At 60.4% G+C, this 12,569-nt stretch carries 14 protein-coding genes and 2 pseudogenes; 10 read left to right on the forward strand and 6 right to left on the reverse strand.

Annotation, left to right across the window (positions count from 1 at the left end):
- The first annotated feature begins 8 nt into the window (after positions 1-8).
- The 6 genes from LB564_RS20195 (at position 9) to LB564_RS20220 (ending at position 3,644) form a co-directional block, all read left to right on the forward strand.
- On the forward strand, positions 9-611 hold the full coding sequence (locus tag LB564_RS20195; protein WP_224540580.1) for a diguanylate cyclase: 603 nt from the start codon (positions 9-11) through the stop codon (positions 609-611).
- 105 nt (positions 612-716) lie between these two features.
- On the forward strand, positions 717-944 hold the full coding sequence (locus LB564_RS20200) for a hypothetical protein (protein WP_181173776.1): 228 nt from the start codon (positions 717-719) through the stop codon (positions 942-944).
- Positions 945-1,277: 333 nt separating this feature from the next.
- Positions 1,278-1,733 (forward strand): hypothetical protein, encoded by a 456-nt coding sequence (locus LB564_RS20205; protein WP_224540376.1) that lies wholly within the window; start codon positions 1,278-1,280, stop codon positions 1,731-1,733.
- Positions 1,730-2,950 (forward strand): NRAMP family divalent metal transporter, encoded by a 1,221-nt coding sequence (locus LB564_RS20210; protein ID WP_224540378.1) that lies wholly within the window; start codon positions 1,730-1,732, stop codon positions 2,948-2,950. The genes LB564_RS20205 and LB564_RS20210 overlap by 4 nt, the downstream gene beginning before the upstream one ends.
- Complete coding sequence (locus LB564_RS20215) at positions 2,950-3,309, forward strand: hypothetical protein (RefSeq protein ID WP_224540380.1); 360 nt, start codon at positions 2,950-2,952, stop codon at positions 3,307-3,309. The genes LB564_RS20210 and LB564_RS20215 overlap by 1 nt, the downstream gene beginning before the upstream one ends.
- Before the next feature lie 2 nt (positions 3,310-3,311).
- Positions 3,312-3,644: a hypothetical protein gene (locus LB564_RS20220; RefSeq protein ID WP_224540382.1), complete on the forward strand. Its 333-nt coding sequence runs from the start codon at positions 3,312-3,314 to the stop codon at positions 3,642-3,644.
- Positions 3,645-3,673: 29 nt separating this feature from the next.
- On the opposite strand, the gene LB564_RS20225 is transcribed toward LB564_RS20220, so the two are convergent.
- The gene (locus LB564_RS20225) at positions 3,674-4,003 is read right to left on the reverse strand and encodes a hypothetical protein (protein WP_224540383.1); all 330 of its coding nucleotides are present in this window, start codon (positions 4,001-4,003) and stop codon (positions 3,674-3,676) included.
- Positions 4,004-4,057: 54 nt separating this feature from the next.
- A complete protein-coding gene (locus LB564_RS20230; RefSeq protein ID WP_140708329.1) occupies positions 4,058-4,309 on the reverse strand; it encodes a DUF982 domain-containing protein in 252 nt (83 codons plus the stop codon).
- A gap of 291 nt (positions 4,310-4,600) precedes the next feature.
- Here LB564_RS20230 and LB564_RS20235 point away from each other — a divergent pair, with 291 nt between their 5' ends.
- Both LB564_RS20235 and LB564_RS20240 read left to right on the forward strand, forming a co-directional pair.
- A complete protein-coding gene (locus LB564_RS20235) occupies positions 4,601-5,344 on the forward strand; it encodes a DUF4142 domain-containing protein (RefSeq protein ID WP_224540385.1) in 744 nt (247 codons plus the stop codon).
- Positions 5,345-5,365: 21 nt separating this feature from the next.
- Positions 5,366-5,965: a general stress protein gene (locus LB564_RS20240; protein ID WP_224540387.1), complete on the forward strand. Its 600-nt coding sequence runs from the start codon at positions 5,366-5,368 to the stop codon at positions 5,963-5,965.
- A gap of 221 nt (positions 5,966-6,186) precedes the next feature.
- On the opposite strand, the pseudogene LB564_RS20245 reads toward LB564_RS20240, so the two are convergent.
- From LB564_RS20245 to LB564_RS20255, 3 genes and pseudogenes are all read right to left on the reverse strand, one after another.
- A pseudogene (locus LB564_RS20245) lies at positions 6,187-6,389 on the reverse strand (ferritin-like domain-containing protein); the annotation flags it as partial.
- A 224-nt stretch (positions 6,390-6,613) separates the two neighbouring features.
- Positions 6,614-7,777: a UDP-galactopyranose mutase gene (gene glf, locus LB564_RS20250; protein WP_224540388.1), complete on the reverse strand. Its 1,164-nt coding sequence runs from the start codon at positions 7,775-7,777 to the stop codon at positions 6,614-6,616.
- 1 nt (position 7,778) lies between these two features.
- The gene (locus LB564_RS20255) at positions 7,779-8,951 is read right to left on the reverse strand and encodes a glycosyltransferase (protein WP_224540391.1); all 1,173 of its coding nucleotides are present in this window, start codon (positions 8,949-8,951) and stop codon (positions 7,779-7,781) included.
- A 361-nt stretch (positions 8,952-9,312) separates the two neighbouring features.
- Between LB564_RS20255 and LB564_RS20260 the strand changes: the two genes are divergently transcribed.
- Positions 9,313-10,230, forward strand: a complete 918-nt coding sequence (locus LB564_RS20260) for a hypothetical protein (RefSeq protein WP_181173777.1) — start codon at positions 9,313-9,315, stop codon at positions 10,228-10,230.
- Between the two features lie 93 nt (positions 10,231-10,323).
- Positions 10,324-10,746 (forward strand): annotated as a pseudogene (locus tag LB564_RS20265) (manganese catalase family protein); the annotation flags it as partial.
- Between the two features lie 63 nt (positions 10,747-10,809).
- Here LB564_RS20265 and LB564_RS20270 read toward each other — a convergent pair.
- Positions 10,810-12,450 (reverse strand): M20/M25/M40 family metallo-hydrolase, encoded by a 1,641-nt coding sequence (locus LB564_RS20270; RefSeq protein WP_224540392.1) that lies wholly within the window; start codon positions 12,448-12,450, stop codon positions 10,810-10,812.
- Between the last annotated feature and the right edge of the window lie 119 nt (positions 12,451-12,569).

The following is a 12,569-nucleotide window of genomic DNA, read 5'->3' on the forward strand; positions in this document are numbered from 1 at the left end:
GTGTTGTTGTGCTGTCGGATCCCACCGTTCTGATCCTGATGTATTTTCTTCTCCCGGTTTGGTTGGTCGCCGGTTTTGCCGACTGGCTCTGCCATCGCGCTTCGCATATCGAATCGACCACGGGCGCCAAGGAATCGTTGATCCATCTCCTAATGTTCGCCGAGGTCGGCATACCGCTACTCGCTGCCATGTTCCTCGACGTGAACGCCCTGGTGATAGCCATCATGATCGTCACCTTCTTCATTCACGAAGCGACGGCGATGTGGGACGTGCGCTACGCCACTACGGCGCGCACGGTGACGCCGATCGAGCAGCATGTGCACAGCTTCCTGGAGATGATCCCGCTGATGGGGCTGGTCAGCGTCGTGTCCCTCCACTGGGGACAGTTCCTCGCGCTGTTCGGGGCAGGACAGGAAACCGCGCGCTTCGACATCGCCTGGAAATCGCAGCAGCTCCCGGTGAGCTATATCCTATGCGTCATGGCCGTGATCCTGCTTTTCGAATTGCTCCCTTATCTGGAAGAATTCGTCAGGGGGTTACGTGCCAATGCCGGCAGGCTGATTCCGGCGAAAGCCAGACGAAACGACCCGGGCCAGACGACCTTGCGGTGAAGCACTCGTCTTGAACGATGCCCAACCGCCACGGCACCTGCGTCGCGGAACATCTCCGCCGGACCGACCATTATCAGAGCGGGAGAGCAGACATGGAGTGTGGTGATGGGCATCCTTTCCGATCTGGACAAGAAGCTGACCGACAATATGTATGAGCATGGCAGTGAACTCACCGACGCGGTTTCGGATCTGCCACGGGCGGTCGTTGAAACCGTTGACCGGCTGATGCCTTTCATTCAGCCCGAAGCGCGTGAGGCAGTGAGAAGTCAGGTTCTTGGCCTGGTTCACGAATACAGAATCGAGAACCCTTCAGGCTCGGCCGCGCAGGATTAGCCGTTCTGGTCTATCGCGTGAGGCGCCGGTTGGCTCCCGCGGTCGTTGCCCGGTCTATGACTGCCAAACCACAACCAAGCCGCGATGATTACGACCGCCACGACCGCTATCCAGATCAGGACGGGCTGACGTCGGCCCACCGCTCCTCCTGCTCAATCCTACAAGCCAACCTTTGTTCCCCATGAGTTGGTTTCCGTCGTGGCCAGCGGTTCCCTGTCACGGTTCTTCTTGCGATCGGCACCCGTGCGGTCGGCCTCGATTGACGGGCACTCGGGGCACGCTAGATCAATTCATGCCGACCAGGTTTGTTTCGGCTGCAGGGAGATTATTCTTGTGGTGCATCCGGCTTTGACCTTCAGTGGCCGTGATCTCAGGCTGGATTATCTGTGCGCCATGGTGCTTCTGGGCGTTTCGGCGGGCTGCTCGTCTTCCGAACGGATCGAACAGCAATCACAAACGGCGGCCTCTGCCGCACAGACCGTGTCGATGGTGCTCGATGCGTGGAGAAGCGGGGCGGCGCCGTCCGCATACACAGCCGGCACGCTGCAATCCGTCGGCAAGACGCTGGCCGATGCCGAGGCGCAAATCCGATCGGCCGGAGCGACCGAACCTGCCGAGCAAGCTGCCTTGGCGACAGCGGTTAAGGGTCTGTCGGTCGCAGTGGCTCGCGCCGAAGCGGGATTGCAGGCGGGCGATCGAACGGAGGTCCAAAATGCAAAGCAGGACCTTCGGCTGGCCTCGCGCTCGCTGGCCACCGCCTATGCAGAATATTTCGCGCCGAAGCCATGAAGAAGCTCGTGGAAATATCGCTCGGCGTCGTCACCAGCGTTGGCGGCTTCCTCGAAGTCGGGTCAATGGCGACGGCCGCGCAGGCGGGTGCGACCTTCGGTTTCCAGTTGATCTGGGCCGTGGTCCTCGGCACCATCTGCATCATCTTTCTGGTGGAGATGGCCGGCCGGTTCGCGGCTGTGAGCCATCACACGATCTGCGACGGCATCCGCGAGAGATTCGGCTTCAACGTCTTTGTGTGGCCGTTGCTTGCCACTTTGCTGCTCAGCCTCATGGTGCTCTCCGCCGAGATCGGCGGCGTTGCCATCGCACTCGAATTTGCCACCGGCATAGGCTTCCGGTGGTGGGCGCTGCCGGTGGCCATTTTGGCATGGCTGCTGCTCTGGGAAGGTACGTTCGGTTTCATCGAGAAAGGTGTGTCGATCCTCGGTCTGGTAACATTGTGTTTCGTCGTCGCGGCCGTGATGCTGAAGCCCGACTGGACAGCGGTCGCAGCTAGTGCCGTGCCTTCGCTGCCGGCCCACGATGCCGCCAATTACTGGTTCATGGCGGTCAGTATTCTCGGCGCCTCGATATCGCCGTACCTGTTCATGTTCTATTCTTCGGGGGCCATCGAGGACCAGTGGGACAAAAGCTATCTCGGCGCCAATCGGGCCATAGCGGGACTGGGGATGACTTTCGGCGGCACCATTTCGATCGGCGTGCTGATCGTGGCCGCTCTCGTGCTGGCGACGCAGGGCATCAACCACGTGGACGATTATCATCAAATGCCATTGATGCTGATCCCGGTATTCGGCTTTTGGGGTTTCGTCCTGTTCGTAGCCTCTCTCGCCGTTGCCTGTTTCGGCGCTGCGCTCGAAGTCGGGCTGCAACAGGCTTACCTCGTGGCTCAAGGTTTCGGTTGGACATGGGGCGAGGATCGCAAGCCGCGCGACAATCCAGGCTTCAGCGCGGTGTACACGGTATCGTTGTTTCTTGCCGCTATCCCCATCATGCTTGGTCTCGATCCGCTGAGGCTCACCATCTTTTCCATGGCTCTGACGGCGGCCAGCCTGCCGCTGACCGTGGTGCCATTCCTGTTTCTGCTGAACGACAAACGCTACGTCGGCGAGCATCGTAACGGCATTCTTTCCAACGCCGCGGTCATCTTCATCATCGCCCTCGGCTTTGTGCTGGCCGTGGTGACGATCCCGCTGCAGATACTCGGGGGCACATGATGAAATTGCTGCGTGATCTGCTGGACAAGCAGGTGGTCGATCGCGAACAGGTCAAGATCGGCAAGGTCGACGGGCTGGTGGCGGAGCTGCGGCCAGGCAAGCCACCAAGGATCGTTGCGATTGAACTCGGCTCCATCACATTGGCGCGTCGCCTCGGTACATGGCCTGGCCGACGAATGGCGCAACTCGCGGCAAGGCTGGGTGGCAAGCGCCATGGCGAGCCGCATCGGATCGCCTGGCACAAGGTGAAGGATATCGGCATCGACATAGAGTTCGATGTGGATGTGCGTCAGACGTCGATCTTTGCCTGGCAGGACTGGCTGCGCGACCGTGTCATCGGACGCATTCCGGGAGCTTGACGATGACCATGGTAAACCTCGAACATCTGGCCGGGCGACGCGTGTTTTCGCAGCGGGGCAAGAGTATCGGCTATATCGAGGAAATCCGCGCCGAACCGGATGGCGACGATTTCGTCGTTACCGAATTCCACGTCGGCATCTACGCCGCTTTCGAACGTCTTTCGGCCTCGGCTATAGGTGTGGCGGTGCTTGATCTTTTCCGGTTGCGCCGCCGCGATGGTCTATACCGGATCCCTTGGGACAAGCTCGACATCTCCGACCCTGCGCGGCCGCGCCTGCTGTGCCCGATGACTGAACTTGCCAGCATGAAGAGCGCGCCCGATTTTCGCGACTAGGTCGTCGCTTCGGATGGTCGTGAACTTTTTCAGCGCAGCATGCTGGCGAGCAGAAACACCGCTGCCGCAATCAAAACGACGGCCGCGATGATCAACAGCGGCCAGTTGCTTTGAGGCCGTAATTCCGGTTCGCTTTCGACCGGCAGCATCGCGTTGGCGAAGCTGGCCTCGTTCTCGAATTTTGGCAGGCGGGAACGTGGCGGGTCTGCTTCAGTGGTCGGATTTCTAGTGTCAGCCGCCTCGGCGTCGGTTTCCAACGGAGCAACGGAGGGATCGAAGCCCGGCGTTTTGTCCTGCGTCGTTCCCGCCTGAATCTCACCTCTGGCAGAGGCAGGTGTGGGGTCTGAAATCTTGGCCATGACCTCTCTCCTTCGAACCATACTCTGCCAGATCCGCGGCGGTGGTTTGCAAGGCTAGATGTGCTCGAGCAGAATCCTGGCGTCCCTAGCCGCAACGATGAACGCCTGTCTTGCGACCTTGGCAGGCTTTTCGCCACGCATCACGGCAAGGCACGCCTTGATCGCGGCAAGACGCATTTCGGATTTCGGCTTTGGCCAGTCCCGCAGCAGCACTTCGGCGGCATCGGACACAGAGACCACGACCCTGTCGCGGTCGATGCGGCCAGGTTGAATGATGATCGGCTTTCTAAAGTGGCCCGTACGCACATGCCCCTCCAATACCTGCCCCGTGGTCTACAAATCCTGCCCGAGTAGGCCGAGGCGCGCAGACCGGCTTCCAACGCCGCGATCGTCGATTTGTTCCAGCGTATCCGGCGTTGGAATGGCTGCGTCCCGAAGCCACTCGTTTCCATGGTTGCTTTTTTTCGCCCACGCTCGACGGCTCTTCACGGATTGTGGCGCTGCTGGTCCGCCGGCGTGTCGTCTGGATGGGGAACAAAGCGCATCCTGTCTTGTTAGGACGCAACGCAAATTTGCTCACTGACAAGGACAAAGCTGATGAAAACACGATATCTTCTCGCATCCCTCGCAGTTGCTTCCGTCGCTTTTGCAATGCCTGCATTTGCTGCCGACAGCGCGCAGGATTTTGTCGACAAGGCCGCCGTCGGTGGCAAGTTCGAAGTCGACTCGAGCCAGATTGCCCTGGACAAGGCCCAAGACCAGCGCATCAAGGATTTTGCCCAGATGATGATCCGGGATCACGGCGCAGCCAATGCCAAGCTGGAGGCGGTCGCGGGCCAGCAGAAACTGAAAGTACCGCCGGCGCTCGATGCCAAGCACCAGGGCGATCTGGACAAGCTCAAGAACGCCCAGGCGCCGATCGATCCGGCCTATGTCGACGCGCAGCGCAAGGCACATGACGAAGCCGTCAAGCTGTTTGAAGATTATGCCAGCGGCGGTGACAACGCCGCGCTCAAGACTTTCGCCCAGGAAACTGTGGGGACGCTGAAGATGCACCAGCAGACGATCGAAAAGATCGCCGCCGGGCAAGATGCCGTCACAGGAGCGACAACGCCGGCGGCGAAGACCGACAACACTGCCAACGCCGCCGCTCTCGTTCCCGGCGCGAACAGCTTCACCGAAGCCCAGGCCAAGAGCCGAATCGAGGATGCGGGCTATTCAAACGTGTCAAAGCTTACCAAGGACGATCAGGGCATCTGGCGCGGCCAGGCGGCCAAAGGAGGCGAAAACCTCAACGTTGGGCTCGACTACCAGGGCAACGTCGTTGCCGCAAGCAAGTGAGCATGGATCAGGAGAAATCACATGAAGACTGTAACCGGACTGTTCGACAATTATGAAGACGCGGCCGATGCGGTCGGCGAGCTTGAAGCGACGGGAGTTCCGCATTCCAATATCAGCATCGTCGCCAACAACTCGGACGACTGGTATGACGCAAACCGTTCCGAGGCCGCCGAGGATGCGGGGAGCGGTGCGGGAATCGGTGCGGTGATCGGCGGTGCCGGTGGCCTTCTCACGGGACTGGGCATCATGGCCATTCCGGGCGTCGGCCCGGTGGTCGCGGCCGGATGGCTCGCCGCCACCGCCGCCGGGGCGGTTGCCGGTGCCGTGGCTGGCGGAGCAGCCGGCGGCATTATCGGCGCTCTGACGGAGTCGGGCGTGTCCGAGCGGGATGCACACGTGTATGCGGAAGGTGTACGCCGCGGGGGCACCTTGGTGACGGCCAAGGTGGAGGACGAACTCGTGCCGAATGCCGAGGAGATTTTGGGTCAATCCCGATCGGTCGATGTGGCTGAACGCCGCAGAATGTACGAGGCCGACGGCTGGACCGGTTTCGATGCCGATGCAGGCGAATACGCACCCGAAGTTGATCGCGACGACGGCCGCGCAATCAATCGGCCCTAAGGCGAATTCTGTCTCTCTGGCTGCGACGGTCGCGCCAGAGGTGGGAATAATAGGGTCTGATCCTACTGCGAAACTGGAATACAGTAATCGATCTGCGCAAATTCGTTCAGCGACGAATGCACCCACCTGCACGACCGAACCATGGAAGCGGCGACGACGTCGTTGTCCGACCGGCCGACGGGCCGAAAATCGCCCGGTGACCTAGCGCCGGGCGATTTCACCTAGGCGGCTTGCTCCAAGGCGCGCTCATTCACACCGCCTTCGCCTAAACTGGAAAGCGCTTCATCCGTCGCCACCTCCTCTTTAGTGTCTCGTTGAGGAGTTTGACGATACCGCTTTTGCCAAGCTGTTCGGCCCAGGCAATCAACGTGCCGTAGTGCGCGATTTCATAATGCTCAACTGCATGGACGGCGCCGACCAGCCCACCGGTGGCCCAACTTTCCATGTGGGCTGTTGTCCCTGCGAGCGAAGCGTTCTAACCACGCGTTCAGCTGCATCATCGTCGAGCCCGTCGCCGGTGTCGAATTCGTCAAGTCTCCCGCCGTCGAACCCCACTAGCGATGGCTCAAACGGCGTGGATCGCTTCTCTCTGAAATAGAGCCGATCATGCCTTCGAACACGTGATCGCACGGCAATTGCGCCCAATCTCTAGCTCCCGTGTGCAGACGAGCTTACTGAGAGATCCGTCAACGGCGCCTCCCTCTTGCTCGTCCATTCGGGGACACTTTTTTGGATGCGGGCGAAAGTGGCCAGAGCCTGTCCGACCACCTGATCCATGTTGTAGTAGCGGTATGTTGCCAGGCGGCCGACAAACCATACGTCGGGACAAGTTGCGGCGAGCGCTTCATAGCGCTTGTACAGTGCTTCGTTTTCGGCGCGCGGCACCGGGTAATACGGATCCCCGATATTCGTGGGATATTCGTACGTCAGGCTGGTCCGCGAGTTCTGCTGGCCGGTCAGATGTTTGTATTCCGTGATGCGAGTGTAATCTTGCGTCTGTGGATAGTTGACGACGGCGACCGGCTGAAACTGCTCGCAGTCCAGTGTAACGTGCTCGAAACGCAGCGAGCGATAGGGAAGATGCCCGAGCTGCCACTCGAAATATTCGTCGATTGGGCCAGTATAGATCATGCGCCTGAACGGAATCTTCTCACGAATTTCGCGAAAATCGGTCTGCAGCATGATCTTGATGTTCGGATGATCGAGCATGCGTTCGAACATCCTTGTGTATCCGCCGGCCGGCATTTTCTGGAAGCTGTCGCTGAAATAGCGGTCATCATGGTTGGTCCTGGTCGGCACCCGTGCGGTCACCGATTTGCTCAGTTGACCGGGATCGACGCCCCATTGCTTCCTTGTGTAGCCACGGAAAAATTTCTCATAGAGCTCGCGGCCAACCGTGCTGACAACGACGTCCTCGGCCGTGCGAACGTCTTCTACCGTCTCGCGTCGCGACGCAAAGAATTCCTCCAACTGTGCCGAGGTCAGGTCCAGCTCATAAAGGCGGTTGATCGTGTCGAGATTGATCGGGATGGGAACGAGCTTCCCGTCCACCGCCGCCAACACCCTGTGCTCGTATGAGCGCCATTCGGTGAACTGCGACAGGTAGTCCACGATGGCTTGGCTGTTGGTGTGGAAGATATGCGGACCGTAGCGGTGGATCAGGATGCCGGCTTCGTTGTAGCAATCGTACGCGTTGCCGCCTACATGGCCGCGGCGATCGACAAGCAGGACGCTCTCGTGACGCTGCGAGGCTATTCGTTCGGCAAGCACGCTGCCGGCAAAACCTGCTCCGACGACCAGCCAATCGAACATGCTATGCGCTCCTGCGAAGAGGGATGACTTTCTTGCGTTCATGGGCGCGCTCGATGTGACCTGCCATGGCATTCCATGTTCGTTCCCAGGAGGTGTCCGCAAGGTAGGCGTCGACTTGCTGCAGGAGCATCTGACGCGGTCGCGAAAGGGCCGAGCGGAGTTTGGTTTCCAGATCATCGCTATCGGCGATTTCCACAAGTCCAGCAGCGCCGTAGCTGCGCACCACATCGACGATTGCCGTCGAGACTACTGGCAGCCCCGCCGCCAGGAATTCCGGCGTCTTGGTCGGGCTGATGAACCGGGTCGCTTCGTTGAGCGCGAACGGCATCCAGCCGGCATCCCAATGGCGCAGATAGTCGGGCAGGTCGCAGTAGGCTTTCCCGCCCAGCCAGTGAAGATTATCTGCCTGCGGCAGGCTAGCAGGGTCGATCTTGACCACCGGGCCGAGCATGACGAAATGGACGTCGGGCATGGCGTCCGCCGCCTGAGCCACAAGACTGACGTCCAGCCGCTCGTCAATGACACCGAAATAACCCACCCTGGGGTGAGGAATGTCGGCTTGATCGACTGGATCTTTTCCCGGCTTCCTGGCCTTGTGAAAGTGGTTCACATCGATGCTGCTTGGAAAGGGATAGATCGCGTGATGCAGGTGGCGCTTGGTCTCGAACAGGCTTAGGCCGCCGGTGAAAACGAGATCGGCACGGTTCAGAAGCGCCTTTTCCATCTGCCCCAGTTCGGGCGGCGCATTCTTGAACGCCGAGAGTTCGTCCATACAATCATAGACGCATATGTCTGGCTCGAGGTACTCCGTGAAACGAAGAGCCATCGGCGTGTAATACCAAGCGATCAGCCGGCTGTGCGGCATGGAAGCGATTGTCTGCTGAACAAATCTCCGCTGCGCGGCATCTGCCTTCGCGGCCGACGTGCCGACCGGGAGCACTGGTGTCGCAATCAGAATGTTTGGCGAGACCTCGCTCGTCCGCAATAGCGGCTGCGAAAGTTCTTCGAAGAGAGGTTCTTCAAAGTAGACAACCCTCTGCTGCATGGATGCGAGGGTGAGGAGATGCTGCGGGCGCTGATGAACGAAATTCCACCTTAAGTGAGAGAAGCAAACCAGTAGATTTTGCCTGCCAGCTTGTTTACTGACGGTTACCCTGCCCAAGGCTGCTTCCATTGAGATATTCCTTTTATAGACGGTCGTTTGTGTTGCGACTAACATTTGTTAATCGTGGATGAGGGAGAACTAGACTTCGGTTTCAGCTCCTAACTTTCGGGCAGGTGAGTTGTTCCAAGGTGAAACGGAGAGCCTCGGTCGCCGCTTGGCTGGACGAATGCAAAGCGGTGGCTGTGCGGAGGCAGACTGGCTGTGTCAAATGGCGGGGTTACCGAAACTGCCCCCGAACAGGTTTGCTGGTGGAGAACCGCCTTTGCCGTATTTGTGTTGAACTTGCTGGCTATAAAATGTGCCGGACACCAATTTGATTCGCCCGCGGCATCGGGCGGGGTTCGGGGCAAGGGCAAATTCCGGGGCTAAGATGAAGATCGACTTCGATACCAACGTGTTTCCGCTGTTTCATCCGCAAAGCGTGGATGACCTCAAGGACCCATGTCCCGTCTTCGATGGCAGGCTGTGGCATGTCTTCGGCTCAAGCGGCACGGTGACGACCGAAACGTGGAGGATCCTGCATGCGACGGCGCCCGACCTTTATGGGCCTTGGGCCGAGCATGAAGCAATCGAGCTTCCCATCAACGGGACGGGGGTCGCGGCTCCTGGCGTCATTCACGAAAGTGGCGTCTTCCACATGTTCATCCAGACCGAGTTCATGAAGTCCGGCGGCCGCTGCGAGCACGCGGTTTCCAATGACGGCTTCCATTGGGTGGTTCTCAGCCCGGCCATTCTTGCGATCCCCGATACCGAGGAGGATGGCATCTACGATCCGCATCCGGCGGTCATTGGTGGCAAGCGCTATCTCGTTTACTCGGCCATGCCGAAATTCAACAGGGTGCCGCAGCCCGACATCTATCTCGCACGCAGCCAATCGGACTCGTGGTTCGGTCCGTGGAAGCGGATCGGCAAGATCCTCGATCACACTGATGTTCCTCATCACAATACGAGAGAGGACCCCGACTATGAATGGGGCATTGAAGGTGCGCAACTGGTCGAGTTGCCAGATGGCCGCGTGCTTCTGAACGCCACTTGCTTCTTGCCAAACGGCCTTCGTGGGAACCGGCAGCGGGTATTTTTCGCCATCGCTGACGAGGTTGCCGGACCTTACGTGTCGATCGGCCCGGTGCTCGAACCAGGCCAGCCAGGCGAGAATGGTCATTCAACGGTGATGATCGAAGGCAGCCAGCTTTCCCTGTTTTACCAGAGCCGGGTTGCCGCGACCGATCACCGGTGGCGTTATGGCTTGGCCCGATGTGACGTAGCCCTGTTTTCCAAGGTTGCCTGATCCCGGGCTGCCGGCCGGCAGGACCACCTCGAACGGCCGGAGCGGCTGTCGCCGTCGCCCAATTGAGCTCCGCTGACACGAGGCAATCGGCTGCTGGTCGCCAACGTTACCGCGGAAGGTAGCGGCCGCGTGCTCGCGACCCGCCTCTACAACATGACCAACGATGCCGGAATGAAGGATATGCTGTCATTCCTCATTGCGCGCGACACCATGCATCAGCAGCAGTGGCTGGCGGCGATCGAGGACATGGGCGGCCTGACCGCGTCTCTGCCGGTGCCTAATTCCTTCCCGCAGGAGAAAGAGCATCAGGACGTATCCTATGCCTTCATCAACTGCTTCGTCGAAGGTGTCGCACCAGCGCAGGGACGCTGGAGCGAAGGCCCGTCGATGGACGGCAAGGGCGAGTTCTCCCTGGTGCCCGGTGCGCCGATGGGCGAGGAGCCAATGCTTTCGCCGCCGCGGCCAAGCTCTGGCGCGCAGAGCGAGCAGATGTTCGACAGGAAGGCAGCCGAATAGTCATGGCCGCGGGCGGAAGGGGCGGCGAATGCGGCCGCTTCCGCTTTGTGCGCTTCGTGCTCGTCAGGACGCGTCGGGCCGAAGGAGCCTGGCGCAGACATCGCGAATGAGCTGCGGCAGGACGTCGAACGCATAGCCGACATGCAATCGCTCGAGCGGCGTGTGATAATCGCGTCCCCACGGACCGATATTGATCGTCGGCATGTTGGCCAGGGCTCGCGTGAGAGGCCAGCGCACGCTGTCTTTCCAGGCTGGCGTGTTGCGGGCGACGATATCAAGGGAGGGTTCGGCCGCTTCGCCAAAGAAGCTCATGTCTGAAATCCCGGCGAAATAGTCCGCGCAGGTGACCATACACCCGTGGCGTGCCGCTGCCTCGTCGGCCACTTCGATGGCAGCGGCTCGCAGCCGGGCGGCTGCCGGCTGCGCGGAAAGGTTCGTCGGCAGATAGGGTATCGATCCGAAGCCGGTCACGATGGCTGGCCCGGCCAAACGGCTGAGTTCCCAAGCTTGCTCGGTTATCAGCCGGCACTTCTCGGGCAGGGGCTGGTCGCCGGCGGCGATCGACGCGGAAACAGCTTCGAGCCGCAGCCGCTCCGGTTCTTCGAGACGCGCCAGCAGAGTCTCATACCGATGGACGGGGATAGATTGCACCACCTCAAGCAGACCTGTTTCGTGCTGACCAGAGACGCGGCGCCGGAGCTCCTGTAAAAGACGCGAGGCCGCTTCGGCGCATAGGCTGTCGAACCGGTCGAGCACCTCACTGGGCGCGCGGCGATAACTCAGCACATTGAACGTGGCATGGGCGGTCCGCGGTGTCGTGACATCATATCCGGTCTTTCCGTCCCGTATCCCGAGCAGGCTGGGCGGGGTGCCGGTTCCGGTGCCGCACATGTCGGTGAGCTCGGGCGCCCATTCGATCCGCGCGGCGATTGCCGCGGCGATCGCGCCGGCATTGAGACCATTCAAGGGAAAGCCGCTATGTGTGGGAACACCGACCACGCAGGCGGCTGGAAGCAGCTTGCCGACGGTTCCCAGAGCGATGACGCGACCCTTGCCGCCGTCGCCATCATCCGCGATCGCGTCGAGATTGATCACCGCGAGCAAATCGAGGTCGCGCTCTTTACAGAGTCCAGGCAGCGCCTGTGCCGCCTTGCGGGCGCCGGCGGAATTGTTCTCCTCGTCCGGCACGGCGATAAAAAGCAGATTTCCAGCCGGCTTTGCGCTTTCGGCAAATTCGGCGCATACGGCCAGCCCCGCTGCAAGGCCAGCCTTCATGTCGAGAAGGCCGCGTCCGGCAAGGAAGTCGCCGCCCGCGAAATCTTGGTGCGCCAGAATGGCGGATGGCGCCTTGGCGGCGGCGAGAGAATCGCGCAATTCCTTTGTCAGGGCGTCGGGCCGCGTGGCCAAGGGTTCCAACTGTCCGTAGTCGCTTGTCCCGACAGTGTCGTAGTGACCGGTCAAGAGGACGGTCGAGCGACCGGTGCCGCGCAGAAGCATCGCCACGCAGTGACGGCCGTCCTGAGGTGCGACCTCGATGGTCCAGACCTCGGCGTTCTGAAATGCCGTCTCCTCTCGCAGTTCCGCCGCCAACCAGGGCCCGAACGCAGCTTCGCCGTCGGTGCCGGTGACGCTTTTCTGCTCGGTCAGTGCGATCGCCCAGCGCCGCGCGCGGCTGGACAGCGTCTCGATAGGGTTGCGGGTCATTTCGGTCCTGCGTTCGGATGGGAACGATGGACCCTACTCTGATCAAACGATTTCTCTCAAGCGTACTTCGTCGGTGGCTCAGTAGAATCGACTTGGAAGGCATGCGTGCTCAGAGGAGA

Source organism: Mesorhizobium sp. ES1-6 (assembly GCF_020164775.1).
Classification (GTDB): Bacteria; Pseudomonadota; Alphaproteobacteria; order Rhizobiales; family Rhizobiaceae; genus Mesorhizobium.